Here is a 17578-nt window from a genome sequence, read left to right on the forward strand (position 1 = left end):
AACCGGCCGATGCCCTCCCCACATAGGGAGGGCATCGGCCGGTTTGTTGTGCTGGGGTGGTCGGTGCTTTGCAGTGAGCGCTAGTTGGCGGGTTGCGCACTCGCTGCGGCGGCCGCGCGGGCTGCTGCGGGGAGCGCATCAAGGATGCGTCCAACGGCAACGTCGTCGTGGGCGGCGGACACAAACCAGGCTTCGAACACGGATGGTGGCAGGTTGATGCCTGCGTCGAGCATGGCGTGGAAGAACGGCGCGTAGCGGAATGTGTCGTTCGCTTGGACGTCAGCGTAGTTGTGTGACCCGTGCGTGTGGGCGGTTTCGCCGAACATCACGGAAAACAGCGACGATGCCCGCTGGATGCGGTGCGCGACTCCTTCCGCGCTGAGGGCGGCGCTGGTTGCGTCGGCGATGGTGGTGGATACCTCGTTGACCCGGTTGTATACCTCATCGGTGGCGTGGGTGAGGGTGGTCAGGCCAGCAGCGACGGCCACGGGGTTCCCGGAGAGGGTTCCTGCTTGGTAGACGGGGCCAAGTGGTGCGAGGTGGTCCATGATTGTTGCCGACCCGCCGAGGGCCGCGACGGGCATTCCGCCGCCGATGACTTTGCCGAAGGTCACGAGGTCGGGGGTGTAGTTCGCGCCGAGTGTGGTGTTTTCAAAGCCCCACCAGCCTGATGCGGAGGTGCGGAACCCGGTGAGAACTTCGTCGAGGATCAGCAGTGCGCCGTGTTTGGTGGTGAGGGCGCGTAGGCCTTCATTGAAGCCTGGTGCAGGTGGCACGACGCCCATGTTTGCGGGGGCGGCTTCGGTGATGACTGCTGCGATGCGCCCGGGGTGGGCGTCGAACGCGGCGGCTACTGCGTCGAGGTTGTTGTAGGGCACAACGAGGGTTTCTGCGGCCGATGCTTCGGTGACGCCAGCTGAGCCGGGTAGCGCTTGGGTGGCTACACCCGACCCGGCTTCGGCGAGGAGTGAGTCGACGTGCCCGTGGTAGCAGCCAGCGAATTTGATGATCAGGGGGCGCCCGGTGACGCCGCGCGCTAGGCGTACGGCGGTCATGGTTGCTTCGGTGCCGGTTGAGACGAGGCGCACTCGTTCGGCGAAGGGGACTCGGGCCCGTATTGCTTCGCCGAGTTCTACTTCACCAACGGTTGGCGCACCGAAGGACAGTCCGCGTGCGGCAGCTTGTTGCACGGCGTCGACCACGGCGGGGTGGGCGTGCCCGAGGAGTGCTGGCCCCCAGGAGCTGACGAGGTCAACGTATTCGCGCCCGTCAATGTCGGTGATGTAGGGGCCGCGTGCTGAGGTGATGAAGCGGGGGCTTCCGCCGACGCTGCGGTATGCGCGCACGGGGGAGTTCACGCCACCGGGCAGGACGGTTTGGGCGCGGGCGAATGCGGTGTCATTTGTTGTCATGTGTTGTCCTTCAACCAGGTGGCGACCTCAAGGGCCCAGTACGTGAAAATGATGGTGGCGCCTGCGCGCCGGATGGAGTGGACGGATTCCATGATGGCGGCGTCTCGGTTGATCCACCCGTTGGCAGCTGCGGCTTCGATCATGGCGTATTCGCCGGACACTTGGTAGGCGGCTACTGGCACGGAGGAGCGTTCGGCTACTCCGGCAAGGACGTCGAGGTAGGACATCGCTGGTTTCACCATGACGATGTCTGCGCCTTCGAGGAGGTCGAGGTCGGCTTCGCGTAGGCCTTCGGTGCGGTTGGCGTAGTCCATTTGGTAGGTGCGGCGGTCACCGTCGAGGGTGGATTCCACGGCGTCGCGGAATGGCCCGTAGAACGCGGAGGCGTATTTCGCGGAGTACGCGAGGATTGATGTGTTGCTGTGCCCGGCGTCGTCGAGGGCGTCACGCACTGCGGCGACTTGCCCGTCCATCATCCCGGATAGCCCAAGGATTTCTGCCCCGGCGTCGGCTTGGGCGAGGGCCATGTCTTGGTAGCGCACGAGGGTGGCGTCGTTGTCGACTTCACCGGATTCGGTGAGTACCCCGCAGTGCCCGTGGTCGGTGAATTCGTCGAGGCATAGGTCCGCCATAATGACGATGCGCCCCGCACTTGCCTGCGCGGCAACCCGAATCGCCTGGTTGAGAATACCGTCGGGGTCTGTGGCCCCGGTACCCACTGCGTCGCGGTGTTCCGGGACACCAAAAAGCATGATCCCACCGATACCTGCGGCCACACTGTCTTCTACCGCTGCGGGCAGCGAGTCGAGGGTGTGTTGCACAACCCCAGGCATTGACCCGATGGGCACTGGCGCGCCGTGACCTTCTCGAACGAACACGGGTAGCACGAGTTCGCGGGGGTGGAGTCGGGTTTCGCGGGTGAGTGCGCGCATCGCGGGGGTGGTGCGGAGGCGGCGTGGTCGGTCCATCAGGGTGTTCCTTCCGGTGGGGTGGTGTCGCGGGTGGTCCATGCGCTCACCAGGGCGTCGAACAGCCCGGCGTTGCTGGCGCGTGCTGCAACCGCGTGCACGGGGATGCCGTGGCGGGTTGCTGCTCGGCGGGTGGGTTCTCCTATGGCAACGATCAGTGGCAGGTGGTGATTCCCGATGCCCGTGGCGCGTTGCTCTGACCCGGCAACGCCGCTCGGGGTTGCTGTGGGGGGTTGGTGCATGGCGGCGGCTGGTGGGTAGGTGAACTGGTGGGCGAACTGGTCAACGATGCTCCCTGACGTCAAGATCACAGCGTTCACCCCGCCCCCATGCCACGTGTCAACAACACCAGCGGGCGCTTGGTGGGGCACCGTCAGGTACGCGGTAACCCGAATAGGTTCATAACCCAGCGCGGTTAAACCGTCCTCAAGTTGGGTGGTCGCCAGGTTCCCTACCGGGAGCAGCACACGGGGCGCATCGGCGGAAGAACTAGTTGGGGGTTGCGTTGCAGGCCACTCGTTGAGCATCCCAGTAGCAGAGTTTTCCTTCGCCTCAAACGCCACCTCGATGCCACGCTCAGCTAGAGCGCGCGTTGTTGCACGGCCAACACTTGCCCACCGGGTGCCCCGCGCAACCTCCGCAACACTACGCCCAGGGTGCGTGCGGGTGATGGAGTCCACAAGTTCAGTCACCGCATTCACAGACGTCACCGCAACCCACGCAAACCCCGCAAGGCTCGCCGTGTGGGCGTCAAGGGCGCCGCGTTGCTCAACAGAAATGGACTCACGGGTAATCAACGGGGCAGTCACCGCCCGCCCACCAGCACCAACAATAAGGTCAACAAGCGGTTGCGCCCGGTCCACCGGCCGCAAAATCAACGCATGACACCCCGCAAGCACCAACGAATCAGCCACGAAGGAACTCCGCAGCCCCCTCAGCGAGGAGCGACTCCGCCAACTCAACACCCACCTGGCGGGCATCCTCATCTGTTGCAACCACCCGGGTGACCTCACCACGCAACGGCGGGCGAGCATCGGCAGGGCGAGTCATCGCCAAAGGCGCAGCATTAATATCACGAACATCAGCCCCCGGTGCCTCACCAACAGGCGCAGTCCGCGGGTCAAGAGCAATACCCGTCAAATGCATCGTGCCCTGATGCACCGTGGCCAACGCACCAACCGGCGCCGCACACCCAGCCTCAAGATGCCGCAACAACGCCCGCTCAGCAGTAACCGCCAACGCCGTCGGAGTGTGATGCAACGTGCGCAACGCCGCAAAAACCCCCGGATGCTCAGTGGCCAACTCGGCGCGCACCTCAACAGCCAACGCACCCTGACCAGGGGCAGGGAGCATCGTCGCCGGAGGAAGAAGCTCAGAAATCACATGCGCGCGACCCAACCGCCGCAACCCCGCCGTAGCAAGAACCACAGCATCCAAATCATTAGGGATATTCGGCTTATCAGCCGTAGACAAACCAGCCCGCGCCAAACGAGTATCAACATTCCCGCGAATATCAACAATCCGCAGGTCCGGGCGCGCCTCAAGCAACTGCGCAGCCCGACGCGGCGAGCCAGTACCCACCAACGCACCATCAGGCAACAAATCCAAACCCTCACCATGACGCGAACACAACGCATCCTGAGGGCTTTCCCGCTCCGGCACAATAATGATCGTGCCCTCCTGCGGGGCAGTAGGCAGATCCTTCAAGGAGTGAACCGCCACATCAATATCACCATTGAGCAACGCCTGACGGATCGCGGTAACAAACACCCCCGTACCACCCATCGTGGCAAGCGACCCCGTCAACACATCCCCATCAGTGCGAATATGCACCAAATCAACATCAATGCCAGCAGCCTGACCAATCAAGGTCGCCGTAGCACCCGATTGAGCCATCGCCAACGCAGAACCACGAGTACCGAGTCGCAGGGAAGTCACAGTCACCCGGCCATTGTGTCACTGATCTGCCGATGCGCGCTCGCGGCCCCGTGGGTGCTGGGGTTTGGTGGGTGAGATTCAGGCAGGAACGTTGACGGGGATAGCGGTGTGGGGGCGGATGCTTGATGTGTTCATGAGCCCCTAGAAGATCTCATCGGTTGCTCGCTTTGCAAACCACCATTACGGTGTGAAATCGGTAGTTAGGGCAAGTTTGAGAAGCTGTGACGACGGATGTTATCGGTGCTACTCCTCGTGCTCGCGGCAACGTAGGGGGACTGGTGGGGCAAGCGGAACCTACAGCAGGATTCACAGCAGGACACCGAAAGAATTGGAGCCGAAGTACCGTGAGCCACACCCGCACCTGGAAGACAAGCCGAGTACACTTCCAGCTTTGGCTGCGAGTTATCTTCTTTGTGGCTCCCTTCATCGGAGTGTTCTTCCTCCCAGGTGAGTTTGCAGATCCGGATGGAAGCCCGTGGTTCCTGCTCGCCATTATTACGTTCATGATGTTGTGTATGTGGCCATTCGCATTCGCGGCACACTGGGTGGTTGGCAGTGAGGACGGTCTGCGGCTTCGCTACTGGCCCATCCTCACCCGAACCGTGCCGTACGCAAACATCGCATCAGTTGACTACCGTTCGGCAGTCTCTCCTTGGGAGTTCGCGGGTATCGGGCTAAGGATTGCATCCGGAGGGGTGCTCGCCTTCGCGAACCGCAAGGGCCCTGGCTTCGGCATCCGCACCACAGACGGACGCTCATACTACGTAGTTCTTGCCGATGATCAAGAATTAGCTCGAGTCCGGGACAGTATCTCGGCGGCACGTCCGGACATACAGACGGGTGACAGAAAGATCCGCTGATGCCGATCCCAATCGACCACCCGCCAGATATCGACCGTTACGGCTCTCGCTCCTTTACTCGTTCGCGGTATTGCTCACACTGTCGATGATCCCGTTTTGGCACTGCTCACACCCTGCGTTCCGGACGATCGATCAGGTCGCCTGGCGTCACCGCCAGCCAGAACACCGTCATCCTCTCGCGACCGCTCGCGCTTATCGACGGCACGCTTCAATCGGTTCGGCGACGTGTCCGCCGTCTCGATGCGTCCGGCATAGACCGCGCACCACGGAGTCCGAACTCATGGTTGACGAACAGCGCCAAGGTTCGTTGCAGAGGTGCTGGGGTCGGACTGCACCCAGGTACGAGCTCGGTTTTGGCCACGGTCAGGTCCTGCCATGTCTCGGGAACCCACCTCATTTCTCTGCCTCACGCATCATCGGGGCCAAGGCATCACTTTGTTCCTCTCTCAACGGACGATCCTAGGTAGCGGTGACTGACTTTCCGCGCGTCTTCCCGGTTCTTGGCAGACCGTCTGGTTGCTCTTCACACAAGGCAGCAACTGAATTGAGGCCCTCAGCGACACTACTGGACATTCCCTAGCTCGCAGTTGCCTACCGGCCTACCACGCTCATCAGTGACGGGGAGCCCGAGTGACTTCACCTCGTTGTGCTGGTGTGCATTTGGAAAGCGCTCAAGATGACTCGCTTCGCTCCAGTGATTGTCGTGATGATCATGAAGGTCCACTCTCGCGCTGATGCCGCGCACAGCCTCAGCGCGCCAATTCAGCCTGAACCTGCTCACAGGAGCAATGCCCGACCCTATACTCCGAGCGGAATCTGGCCTCGAGAAGAACCGCCGGCGATGAGATCGCCCTGAAGTGCAACTCCTTCGATCCAGTAAGCACCTCAACGCCACCAATCACCCGTGCAAGTAGAGGTTTTGACAGACGAACGTTCGCATTAGACGCTTTGACCCTCCTAACTCCCTACACATCATGGGTACCTGCAAAGAGTGTGGCAGGTGAGCGGCTTTGACGGTGAAGAGGTTAAAGACTCCGCTCAAGTTAGATATTCCTTGATTCCAAGCCCTTGAGGCGCGATAACTGCGAGGAGTGCTTAGTCCGATGACGGCTCAATCCCTTGCATGAGGTCGACGGGGAGGTATTCGGATCCTCCTATCCATAAAAAGGGCTTTACGTCTTGGGGCTCTACCCAGTACCTAATACCTACAGGAGCTAGAAGGGGCAATGGGAAACGCCCGTTGAAAACTACAAGTCTCTGATGGAGGCCGCGCCTCATCGATGCTCTATGTCGGGCTTACAGGAACTAGACCTCCAACAACTCGACCAGAAGGGAGGCTGCGTCAGCCTCGACAATTTCCAATTCTGACGTAACGTGACCTATCAGCTGCCATTCGCGCGAACAGTTCATCCTGTTTAGATATCAACCAGTGGTGATTCACATTGATGGAATCTCGGCCGCGATCGGTACTCGCAGTTGGGTTGCGATCGGTGTGTAAAGGTCAACATTCTGTTCTCTTGTTTGGAGGGAGAGTAAGAGAGCGTATCGGACTGGAAGGTTCTTCCTATCTGATCTACGGTTGTTTTTCCACCAACCGCCGACAGGTATCACTGCGACATTGTTGCACCGCGCAAGTTCTGCCCCAGTTCCGTGCCATTCGTCCTGGTGTAGTGAACCAAGATTGCGAGACTGCGGTCCGACTAGCCAGCGCTGAGAGGCGTTTTTGCCGGGGCGGGATCCTTCCTCAGTGTTTTGTGCTTCACGGTTGATGCGCGCGATGAATTCGTGACGGCTCTCGAGAGGGTCTTGGAGATCAAAGCTGAGGCCGTGGGAACGGTATGCATATCGATTTCGCCAGCCCCGCCGAGAAGCGGATGGCTCGATGAAGTACGACAACGTGAGTCGAAGGCGAACTTCCGCACTCCCAAGCTCTTCAAGGACTTCTGCAGGCCAGGGGAGTGAGTGAAAGCGAAAGCGACGCATTGCAAGATCTGGCCCTTCGAAGGGGATGAATTGGTCTTGCGTTATGAGGGTTACAGCCTGACGTGAGGAGTTGAGAACGGCCTGTTCTGTCGGCACTCCCCATCCATACTGACGTAGCAACTGGTGTCGGTCAGTCTTGGTTGCTGCGTTGTTAATACCCCGTTTCATCGGCCCGGTCCACTCCGCGGAATGTGTGAGGAGGCCGCGTATTGTCTCGGGCCAGTACTCGGGATACCGCTCCATCGCGAGCGCCGCTAGCCGTGATGCCTGTGCTGTCGCAGCGCTAGTCGCGTTAGCCGAAGTGAGCGTGACATCATTAGCGTTCCCAGTCGATCGCAGAGAGAGCAGCGGGTGTCTCTCATCGACTCCTCCAACACCGTCAGTGAGTACATTCCCGCCCTCCATGCAAATGTCCGGTTTTATCGGCCAACGGTGCTTGTCGAACATAACCGAGGTGCGAGTGTGAGGTGAGAGCTCTCCTGGCTCTGCCATCGCTCTCCAACCCGCGTACTGGGGATGTTGAGGAACGTTCGCGCGGTCAGTGTAAGCACCGACCGTAAGAGCGTTCCAAGCTTGGGCAGGATCTTCGACCGCTGAAGTCTCCGAGTTGGTGCGGTGGTCCTCAATGTACGACGAAACATTGCCTGCAGCCACGACAATAAGGCGCGCTCTATCAGGGTCAGGGGCTCCAATGAGTTGGAATCGGTCACCATCGCGGGCGTTCTCAGTTCCGACTGCTAGGGCGTCAACGGCTGCGGACCAGAGGGTCGGTTCACCGTAGTTGTCTGGTGGGCAACTGAGAGTGAGGCAATAGACGCGCCGCCGCGAGTTTGTGATCTCCGGGAGTGCTACTGCTTGGACAGTGGCGCTCCCATAGTCGATCGGATCAATTGCGCGTTCGCTGCGTGCAGGCCACATGCGGACAGATTCGAGGCGGTGTCGGAGCTTGATCGACTCGTTGCTGATTAGGTGCGGATCGAGGTCTCCAAAGAGGGCGAGGCCGGCCATGGACGTTCCGTGGCCATTGTGGTGGGAATCGTTGCCAGAGACTCCGATGATGGTGTGGTGGTCGTTCGTTGCGAGAGAGTCACGAAGGAGGATGTGCGTCCGGAGCACTCCCGTATCGAGATGACATACGGCAGGGGCGTATTTCGACGCTGGGGTGATTCGATCGGCAAGATCTCCGAGATAGTCGGCCTGTTCAGTAGGGCTGAGGTCTTCGACGGTGTCAATGAACTCTGGCTTGCGGATCTCAGTAATTGGGACCGCTGTGAATGGCAGGATCTCAAGTTGTGACCAACTTGCCTCGATCCAGACGATCACGCGGTCGCGAAGCTTGAGCGAGCGTTCCAGAACTCTTAACTCGTTGGCTGCAGCGAAGCTTTGAACAGTGTCAACATGTGCGCTGCCTGCGTCGAGCCAGAGCTCCCACCAATGTTGCCCATATTTGGGAGGCTCGTCGTTGGATGTCCACAGATCGGAAAGGACAGCGTGGCGTATGCGTGCGATGTTCGCGACGAGATTCTGGTTCTTGGGGTTTCCAGTAGGGCCGTTTTTCTCGAGGTAGTCCTGGAATATTTGAAGGAACTTCTGCCTGTATTCATCCGCAACCCAAACGGTAGCGCGCTCGGGATCGTATTCGGTGGCTTCACGGACAGACAGCAGAATCCATTTGGGGCGGGCAATCTTATGAGTAGTGTAGGTTTCGAGAGAGTCGAGTTTCAGCGGATAATCTGCGCTCTCGCCTTCGAGAACAATAACGGCGCCGGTCGCGCGGAGTTCCTCATCGTTGAGAAGGCGGACTGCTCGTTCCTCCTCAACCTCAGCAAAGGCTGTCTGCGCTTCTGTCTGGATGCCTTGCCCATGCTCCCATCGCCTTACGATACGTTGTTTGAATCCACCGCCTCTTGGGCGGTGGAAGTCAGCATCCACTGTGTGGCCATGGACGTAGATATGATCGAGACCACGTCCTTGCTCAGCCAAGACTTGCCGTTCTGCGTGACCTCAGGGCTGTAATAAGGTCTTCTCGGTCAACGTGACTTTCTCCGCGCATGAGTGCAACCTTGGCGGCTGATTCCGATGCCTTCACGAGTTCAGCGTGGCTAAGCCCGTTAGTGTATTCGCCTAATTTAGCCAGGCTTGTGCCAGTCACAAGAGATCCCAAGCGTGCCTTCATCACTGCTACCGCTTGCCTTGTATCAGGGAGGTCGTAGGTCAAGACTGCGTCAAATCTTCTAAACAGTGCCTTATCGAGGATTGATCGATGATTCGTTGCAGCAAGCACGATCGATTCCGGACTAGCTTCCTCGAGGAACATAAGAAACGAGTTCAGGATTCGTCTAGCCTCACCAACGTCGTTGCCCGAGCGATCCGCGCCGAGGGCGTCGAATTCGTCGAACAGGTATACGGCGCGGTTTCGCGCGACAGCGTCGAAAACGAGGCGCAACTTGCTCGCGGTTTCGCCCATGAACTTGCTGAGTAGACCGTCTAGTCTCACTGTGATCATGGGCAACGAGAGTTCTGTAGCGAGAACTGTCGCGGTCATAGTTTTGCCGGTACCGGGAGGGCCTTCCAGTAGAAGGCGATGCGCGGGGGCGAAGCCGTGTTCGAGAAGGTTTTTGCGTTGCCGTTGCTCCGCAATGACTTGCTTGATCTGCAGTACAAGGTCAGCCGGTGCGACAAGTTGGCGCAGGCTGACCTTGGCGTGTGTCTCCTCGACGAGCTCCGCAAGCTCTCCGCGTGGCTGGGCCATCGAGGTGACAGCTCCCAGAGGGGTGCGCTGACGAGAAGAGTCAACAGCTTTCTTGATATCGCCTGCGAGGACATGATGACCTTGTTTGGCTTCGCGAGCGGCGACCTGGAGTGCAACGGAGTAGAAGGCAGCATCGTCACCGGCAGCGTGACTACGCACCATCGCTGTGATGTGTTCTGCTGTACTTGCCACGGTGCACCTCCTTCTTCTAGCTCCCCATGATACCGCGCGTCTATAAAGTCTTAGGGATGGCCACACAGACATCACATCTCTTGTTTTACGCTGGTGAGGGACTGATTAGCTCACTTCACTGAACGCTTACTCAAGGAGGTCCGCCGTGATCGGGTTCACGGTTTCGTTGCGGAGTGACGTTGGGGACTCTGGCCTTGTTTGTTGTGTCCGGAGTCGACTGTATGTTTCGTTTCTCCTGGCCGAAGTGCTGTACACCCATCCGTGCCGTGCGGTACGGCACGGCACGGCACGGGGGCGCTCCGCACCCCACGCACTATCAACACCATTCTTCCGTCCGGCCAGTGCCCTTGAAGTGAAGCAATTTCGTGCGGCCCTAGTGAGGTCGAGCCTGTTTTGCAAACGAGGGGTGGCCTTTGCTATCCCTTAGGCGGATGCGGGTCGTTGCCGTAGGAGTTTTTCTCGCCTATGGTCCCGTCCATCTTGCGGATAGTGTGTTCAACACCTCTGTCCTGCGCCATTTGTCGCCCGACCGCCTGCTGTTCTGCCTTCGTGCCGCCGGCGTGTGCTGCACGGTTGCTGCCTTCCACCTTCGACTTCCACACGCCGTCTTCGTTGTAAGTCGAGATATCACCCTTGGCCATGACTGCTCCTTTGCTCGTCAATTCGGACCGACTGCCCGTGCAGGAAGTATCCCAAATGTCACTGACATTTCTGCCGAACTTTCTCCGACCTTCACATACTCGAGAACCCAACTCCTACGTCACTGTAGGCAGAGGACATTCGCGTTTCTGGTGGCTAAACGATGATGAAGATCGCCCAGATACTTGCCCAAGTCTCGAACACAATCCCGACTACGAGCAGCCCAGCACTCCACACTTGCGGCCTTAGCGTGGATTTCATCTGCCACACCGATTCGGTGTAGTGCTGGCGTTTTTCGTTGTTGTAGGTGTTGGGCACCATGCCGTGACGGTTGAATTCACATGCGAACTCTTTGCTGACCTGATTCTCGGCTCGCTCCTTGGCCACGCGGATCTCTTCCCGACGCTCCGCCACTGTGCCTCTCATCGCTTCCTCGAGTGGCTCGATAACCTCTTTGCGACGTGCCTGAAATCGCGCGTTCAGGTCCTCGGAAATCGCGGGACGCTTTCTCGCCGCGTCAACCGATCTCATAATGCTCAGCACCGCCACGATTAGCGCTGCACCCTGAGCCACCGACCCTACGATGAAAAGCCCGACGATCCACCCTTGCTCTGTTGTCATGCTCCTATCGTGCCTAACACGCGCCAAGTGGCGTCAAGCGCAGTGGCGCATCGTGTAGCCATTATGTCCGCTTTTGGAGCGGCAAATATCCGCCTGCACCCACCATCCACACCTGTTAACCCACAGGTGTGGATACCAGTGCTTCGCGGTTCGCGACGTGGATGAGGCGTGGGGATTGGCCGCGCCGCACAATGGTGGCCCGCCCTGGGATGGCGTTGCTGGCGTACACCCCTGGCCATAGTGGGCCTTCGGAGCGGTCCCCAGATAGCACGATCCCGGTGCCGCCGGTGTCGCGCAGCATCTGCAGCCCGGAGTCATACAGTGCGCGTGACGCCCCGGCGACGGGGCGGGTCACGATCACGTGGAACCGGATGTTGCGTGCTGATGGCAGGAACGGCAATAGTTGCGTCAGTGGGTTGCGCCCACCTGCGGCAATAATGTCGAGGTCGTCAATGATGAACACAACCCGCATGGTGGCGGGGGCGTCGTGGGTGAGGCGTTTTTCGAGTTCCGTGGCCAACGCGGCGGCGAGTTGTTCCGCTTTGATGAGGCTGTTGGCGTGCCCGCCCAAGTATTCTTCGGGGCAGTTGGTGCCTAGGTCGCCGCGGGTTTCCACCACCGCGAAAACGAGTTCTTCTGGTGTGTGGCGTTCCATGAGGGCGGCCATAATGTGCCGCACTGCGGTGGTTTTTCCGCTGCGGGAGTCACCCAAAATCAACAGGTGTTGGTCGCCGTTGTCGAGGTCCAACAGTTCTGGGGTCATGGTGTCTTGGCGCAACCCCAACGGAACCTGCACAGGTGTTTCCTCAGCGGTTGGGAGCGTCGCGGGGTCCAGGGTGTCGGGCAGCAACCGGATGGGGGATGCGCTGGGCCCATTCCAGCTCGCGCTAACTTGAGCAGCCAGTGTTGCCAATGCTTCACCGAGGTTGTCGTCGCCCAGGTCATCCACAACGGGCAACGCAACTTGTGCGGTGTTGCCGTCGTGGGTGAGTGCCCGCCCAGGTTGGTCGGAGCGGATGAGTTCGGAGAGTTTACGGCCAATGGTGGATTCGCTGGCATCGTTCAACCGCAGTTCCGCACGGGTTCCGATAAGCGGCTGCAACCGCATCGGCAGGTCGTTCCACCGGGTCAGTGCCATAACAACGTGCACCCCGTGGGATGAGCCGCGCGCCAGAATATCTGCGATCGGGTCGGCGAGGCTATCAAATTCGGTGCGGACCAGGGCGTACCCGTCAATGAGTAGGACAACGTCAGCGGCGCCGTCCCCAAGTTCGCCGCGTGCGTGGCGGGTGCGGAACTCGTGCAGCGATTCGATGCCGTGCTTTTTGCTGAGCCGTTCCCGGTCAGTGATGAGTTGGCGTAGTTCGTCGAGGAGCCGGTGTTGTTCTTCCCGCATGGACCGGGTGGCGATGCTTCCCACGTGGGGGAACGCTTCCAACCGGGCAAGCCCCGCCCCAGCCAAATCAAGGCCGTACACGGCGATGTCGCGGGGTGTGTGGGTGGTGGCGATACCCGCGGCGAGGGTGCGTAGGAATGTGGTGCGCCCACTGTGTGGTGCCCCAATGATGGCGTGGTGCCCGCCAGCTGCGGTGAGGTCCAGCATCCACGGTTGTTGGGTTTGGCGTGACGGGATGTCTTCGATACCCACAGGGATAGACAGGTGAGTGCGCGGGTGGTCGTCGAGTACCGAAATGAGGGGGATGCGGTCGGCCAGTGGTGGCAACCACACAGGTGTGGTTGCCAGTATGTCGGTTGTCAGGCGGGTGACCACTTCATCAATGATGCGCCGCCCACTGCTGGCCGCGACAGGTTGGACGGGGCGTTGTTCGATGTCCGCGCGGTCCACTTCGATGGTGTTGTAGGGCGGTTCAGCGAGAACACCCCAGGTGTCGTCCGCTGTGTCGAGGGTGCGCGCCGTGGTGGCAGGAACTGGCCCGGATACGTACGCGGCGGTGAACTGCACGTACGTGGTGGTGTCAACTTTGAGGTATCCAACACCGGGGATTGGTGGCAGGTAGTGGGCGTCAGGGGTTTCAAGAATCATGGTGGATTCTTGTGCGGAGAAGGTTCGCAACGCGATCCGGTAGGACAGGTAGCTTTCCAACCCGCGTAGGCGCCCAGATTCTAGGCGTTGCGATGCTAGAAGAAGGTGAATACCTAGTGCCCGCCCGATGCGCCCAATTTGCAGCAGCACACTAATGAACTCAGGTTCAGCGGTGAGTAGTTCACCGAATTCGTCAATGACGAGGAACAGGTGGGGCAGGGGCGCCAAAGCGGGGTTTGTGGCGCGCGCTGCCCGGTAGTCGGTGATGCTGGCGTGGCTGCCTGCCTCTTTGAGGAGGCGTTGGCGGCGCACAATTTCTCCTTCGATGGAAGCTTTGGCGCGGGCAATGAGTTGTTGATCGTCGGCCAGGTTGTCGATGATTCCGGCGACGTGGGGGAGGCGTGCGAAGGGGGTGAAGGCCGCGCCACCTTTGTAGTCCATGAGGATCATGGCGAGGTCATCAGGGCTGTGCCGGGCGGCGAGGGACAAAATGAGGGTGCGCAGAAACTCTGATTTCCCGGACCCGGTCGCACCAATGCAAATCCCGTGTGGGCCCATGCCGCCGTGCGCTGATTCGCGCAGGTCCAACGTGACAGTGTCCCCGTTGTCGGTGATACCAAATGGTGCTTGAAGGAAACTACCAGCGGGTTGTTGGTGCCACCGCCTTGGGGAAACGTCCTTCAGATCGGTGATACCTAAGGAATCGAGTGCGTCTGGTGTTGCGGTGGTTGCCGTGTCACGGCTGGTTGCTGCGGACAAACTCAACCCGGCAAGTTCCCCGGTGAGTGCCGCAAAAACGCGTGAGTCCATCAGGTCGGGGGTGAGGGTTTCGGGTAGCGCTGGGGGCGTGCTGGCACTGGAACCGGCACTGAGACCGCCGTTACCGGCACCTGGTGTGTGATCTACCCGCGCTGTGACGCGGCCCGTGGCGGGGTCCTGCTGCACGGTAATGCGCAACGAGGTGTCTTCGGGTTCGTCGATGCGGTCCTTAACCATCGTGATGACGGTGATTCCCAGCTGTGCGAGGGATTCTATACCCACCGGCAGGGGGAAACGCCCTGCCGGCAGGGCCGTGGCATCAACAAGCAAGATCAGGGGAACTTCTGTGTTCCCCGCCTGTGCCGGTAGGTGGCTGCGGGCAATGGCGCGCTGTGCGCGTGCGGCGGTTTCTGCGGCGATCAGCTCCCCGAGGGTCGCCATATCAGGGGCGATACGGCGGGCGAGTACAGGCCCATCCCAGGCGTCCATTCGCAGGTGCGGTAGCCCATCAATTCCTGCCCATTGCGCCCGGCGTGCGGGCGGAATAACCGCCCCAACCTGCAGGTCTCGTGGCGAGTGGAACACAGCCAAGTGGGCGAGCATTGACCGCACAACACCATCGGTGAGGTCAGGTGCCCCCACCACGGACACGGTGGTTTGGCTACGTAGTGACACCCACGCCGGGAAACCAGGGATAGTGGATGCGGCATCACAGACACGCTGCGCAGCGGCCGCCATCAACGGGTCAAAGGGGTTCACCGGGTCGGGTGCTGCGGGCAAGTGCATCGCCAACCACGGAACCGCACCTGAGCCGATGCGCACCGACAGCGCATCAGCGTCACGCCGCCGCCGCTCCCATAAACGTTCCGGGTTGCGGGCCAGGTGCATCAACCGGTTGGGGGCCGGGTACACCGCGAGCGCTGTGGTGCGGGCGGTGTTGTGGAGGTCGCGTGTGTGGGTGCGTTGTTGTTCGAGGTAGTCCAGGTAGCGTTCGCGGGCGCGGCGGCGTGTGCGTGCGGCGTTGGCGCGTTGGGTGAAGGTCATGCCGACTGCGGATAGGAGTGCGACGAGGAGGATGACTGCACCAACACCGACCATCAGGGGGTTGGCGCGTAGCACCACGATCATGGTGATGGAGGACAGTGATCCGATGACGGGGAGCAGTGTTTGGATGGGGATTCCGCCGGTGGGGGCGTCGCCGAGTTGGGGTGGGTTTGCCAGGGTGTGTGGTTCTGGGGGTGTGAGGGGTTCGACGATTCGTGCTGGTCTGTGGATGACGGTCATGGGGTGTTTCCTGTGACGGCGAAGGCGCCGAGGATCAGGGCGTCGCGGTCGCGGTGGCGGGTGGTGTATTCCATGACGGGGATGTTCAGGGTGGGGGTGATGTGGCGGATCCAGTGGCTTTGGGTGGTGGTGGGGTCGACAAAGGCGACGGTGACGTCTACTCCGGTGGTGTGGAGGGAGCGGGCGAGGGCGATGCTTTGTTCGGCTTGCCATCTGGTGGGTGGGGAGACGACGACGACGGCGTGGCCGGTTGCGGCTTGGTGGTGTGCGGTGAATAGTGAGCCGACTTGTGGCCAGTGGGTGAGCACTATGTCGAAGTAGCGGCTGATGGGGGCGACGCGTTCTTGCCAGAGTGCGGCGAGGGATGAGCGGGTCATGTCTGGGTCGCCGGGGAGTTCGTCGACGGCGCAGCCTAGTGTTCCGGTTGCGTAGCGTAGGCGGCGGAGGAGTTTTTTGGGGGCGTTGATTCCGGCGGGTAGGTCGTTGAGGGTGACTGGGGGTAGTGCGGTGGTGATGCCGGGGTCGCCGGGGTTGATGGCGGTGTCAACGACGAGTACTCGGCCGGGGCGGTGTGAGCCGATGGCTGCTCCCAGGGTCCAGGTGAGGTGCCCTGTGGTGGTGGGCCCTGGGGTGGGGAACATGGACATCACTGATACGCGCCGTGCTGTGGCTAGTGGTTGTTCCATCATGGTCGCTGCGGTGAGGACGTCGTGTTGCCAGGACGTTCCGGTGCGCGATAGGAGGGTGGTGAGGTTCACGCGAAGACTCCTAGGACGGTTTCGTAGAGGCCCCAGGTTCCGAGGAGGATGGGCACGGTGGCGATGATGCACAGTGATTCGGCGGTGTCGCCGAGGCGGCGTAAGGTCACGAGGGTGTGGGGGCGGGGCCGGGCAGCGACGGCGGTTGCGCACGCCACGGCAGCTACTGCGATGGTGAGCATCCACCCGGTTGTGGGGTGGGGTGCGGTGAGGTCACTGTGGGTGAGCCACCAGGTTACTGCGCCACTGACACCGCCGATGAGGAGCCCTAACCAAAGTGGCCACATGTGACGGACAAAGGGGAAAGCACGGGTGCGTAAAGCAACTGCCCCGGTGATGACCAACGCCATCGCCCATGACCATGGTTCACCTGCACTGATCAACACCCACAGCACCCACACCAGGACGCTACTTAACGCCGCGAGGCTCCACTCAAGGTGCCGGTACCCGGCCGCGACCCGGTCTTGGACAGTGCTGCGCTGCGCTTGACCACCTGCGATAACTGCATCGTCCAGAGACGTCAGACCAGAAGCGTGCAACGCCACCATCGGTGCGATCCCCACACCGGCCACAAGAAGCACACCCACCGTCGCAGCCGAAGCGACCACGCTGGCACCCACCAGTGGCAACACCACCGCGACATCACCAACAATGACCACACTCAAAGCAGCAAGCAACGGTGCACCACTGCGTAACCGCACCCCTGCGATAGCGAACACCGGGAACCACGCCGCACACAACGCAACCATCACCTGCGAAGCAACACCAACATCTGCTGACCCAGCGAGATACCACCCAGCAGCTGAGGCAACACCCACCCCAACAGCCGCCAACACTGAAGACAACGCACCCAACGCGGTCACACTGCGTGACAACCACCCAGCAACCACACCGGCGCCAATAACACCCACCGAAACAGCAACCAACGCAGCAGAAACCTGCGGGTCACCCGCCCCCACACGCATCGGGCCAACAACCCACGGCCACGCACCCGCTACACCAATAAAGAACGCCAACACACCAACAAGAGCCTCACGATGCGCCGCACCCCACCGGCCCAAAGCCGACTGCACATGCTCACCCACCGCATCGGACACATCCACCACCTCAGGGGGTGCCGGAATGTCTTCCTCACGCACAAGCTGCAACACCGCACCATCACGCAAACCCGCATCCTGGCACGACTGCGCAAGAGAAACCTCCCCACCAAGGGAAGTCACCAACACCAACTCGCCACCCAACGGCACCGGCTCACGCAACAAATCCGCAATATCACCAACCATCACCGCCAACGGCTCCGATGACGGCACCACAACCGTGCCCCTGCGACGAGAACCCACCACCGTCAACCGTGTATGCGAACCCATC

12 protein-coding genes are annotated in these 17578 nt (G+C 60.7%); 1 reads left to right on the forward strand and 11 read right to left on the reverse strand.

Annotation, left to right across the window (positions count from 1 at the left end; genetic code table 11):
• Positions 1-80: 80 nt before the first annotated feature.
• The 4 genes from hemL to hemC are packed head-to-tail and all read right to left on the reverse strand — an operon-like array spanning position 81 to position 4318.
• Positions 81-1412, reverse strand: a complete 1332-nt coding sequence (gene hemL, locus G538_RS0102555; protein WP_029068073.1) for a glutamate-1-semialdehyde 2,1-aminomutase — start codon at positions 1410-1412, stop codon at positions 81-83.
• On the reverse strand, positions 1409-2380 hold the full coding sequence (gene hemB, locus G538_RS0102560; RefSeq protein ID WP_035832778.1) for a porphobilinogen synthase: 972 nt from the start codon (positions 2378-2380) through the stop codon (positions 1409-1411). Before hemB ends, hemL begins: the two co-directional genes overlap by 4 nt.
• Positions 2380-3294: a uroporphyrinogen-III synthase gene (locus tag G538_RS0102565; RefSeq protein ID WP_029068075.1), complete on the reverse strand. Its 915-nt coding sequence runs from the start codon at positions 3292-3294 to the stop codon at positions 2380-2382. The genes hemB and G538_RS0102565 overlap by 1 nt, the downstream gene beginning before the upstream one ends.
• Positions 3287-4318, reverse strand: coding sequence for a hydroxymethylbilane synthase (gene hemC / locus G538_RS0102570; RefSeq protein ID WP_029068076.1), 1032 nt, complete (start codon positions 4316-4318; stop codon positions 3287-3289). The genes G538_RS0102565 and hemC overlap by 8 nt, the downstream gene beginning before the upstream one ends.
• A 344-nt stretch (positions 4319-4662) precedes the next feature.
• On the opposite strand from hemC, the gene G538_RS0102575 reads away from it, so the two are divergent.
• A complete protein-coding gene (locus G538_RS0102575) occupies positions 4663-5178 on the forward strand; it encodes a hypothetical protein (RefSeq protein WP_029068077.1) in 516 nt (171 codons plus the stop codon).
• A gap of 1437 nt (positions 5179-6615) precedes the next feature.
• On the opposite strand, the gene G538_RS0102590 is transcribed toward G538_RS0102575, so the two are convergent.
• From G538_RS0102590 to G538_RS0102620, 7 genes are all read right to left on the reverse strand, one after another.
• A complete protein-coding gene (locus G538_RS0102590; RefSeq protein ID WP_029068078.1) occupies positions 6616-9144 on the reverse strand; it encodes a S8 family peptidase in 2529 nt (842 codons plus the stop codon).
• Positions 9137-10105: an AAA family ATPase gene (locus tag G538_RS0102595; protein ID WP_029068079.1), complete on the reverse strand. Its 969-nt coding sequence runs from the start codon at positions 10103-10105 to the stop codon at positions 9137-9139. The genes G538_RS0102590 and G538_RS0102595 overlap by 8 nt, the downstream gene beginning before the upstream one ends.
• Before the next feature lie 416 nt (positions 10106-10521).
• Positions 10522-10746, reverse strand: coding sequence for a DUF2188 domain-containing protein (locus G538_RS0102600; RefSeq protein WP_029068080.1), 225 nt, complete (start codon positions 10744-10746; stop codon positions 10522-10524).
• 154 nt (positions 10747-10900) lie between these two features.
• Complete coding sequence (locus G538_RS0102605; protein ID WP_029068081.1) at positions 10901-11365, reverse strand: hypothetical protein; 465 nt, start codon at positions 11363-11365, stop codon at positions 10901-10903.
• A gap of 115 nt (positions 11366-11480) precedes the next feature.
• Complete coding sequence (locus tag G538_RS0102610; protein ID WP_029068082.1) at positions 11481-15452, reverse strand: type VII secretion protein EccC; 3972 nt, start codon at positions 15450-15452, stop codon at positions 11481-11483.
• Positions 15449-16210, reverse strand: a complete 762-nt coding sequence (locus G538_RS18410) for a hypothetical protein (RefSeq protein ID WP_029068083.1) — start codon at positions 16208-16210, stop codon at positions 15449-15451. Before G538_RS18410 ends, G538_RS0102610 begins: the two co-directional genes overlap by 4 nt.
• Positions 16207-17577 carry an EsaB/YukD family protein gene (locus tag G538_RS0102620; RefSeq protein ID WP_035832783.1) on the reverse strand — a complete coding sequence of 457 codons (1371 nt, stop codon included), beginning with the start codon at positions 17575-17577 and terminating at the stop codon, positions 16207-16209. The genes G538_RS18410 and G538_RS0102620 overlap by 4 nt, the downstream gene beginning before the upstream one ends.
• Position 17578: the final 1 nt, after the last annotated feature.

Source organism: Jonesia quinghaiensis DSM 15701 (genome assembly GCF_000423205.1).
Classification (GTDB): domain Bacteria; phylum Actinomycetota; class Actinomycetes; order Actinomycetales; family Cellulomonadaceae; genus Jonesia; species Jonesia quinghaiensis.

Bases quoted from the DNA above. Each gene is read 5' to 3' on its own strand.
- hemB (WP_035832778.1), bottom strand. From the start codon at position 2,380: ATGGACCGACCACGCCGCCTCCGCACCACCCCCGCGATGCGCGCACTC.
- G538_RS0102600 (WP_029068080.1), bottom strand. From the start codon at position 10,746: ATGGCCAAGGGTGATATCTCGACTTACAACGAAGACGGCGTGTGGAAG.
- G538_RS0102610 (WP_029068082.1), bottom strand. From the start codon at position 15,452: ATGACCGTCATCCACAGACCAGCACGAATCGTCGAACCCCTCACACCC.
- G538_RS0102620 (WP_035832783.1), bottom strand. From the start codon at position 17,577: ATGGGTTCGCATACACGGTTGACGGTGGTGGGTTCTCGTCGCAGGGGC.
- hemL (WP_029068073.1), bottom strand. From the start codon at position 1,412: ATGACAACAAATGACACCGCATTCGCCCGCGCCCAAACCGTCCTGCCC.
- G538_RS0102605 (WP_029068081.1), bottom strand. From the start codon at position 11,365: ATGACAACAGAGCAAGGGTGGATCGTCGGGCTTTTCATCGTAGGGTCG.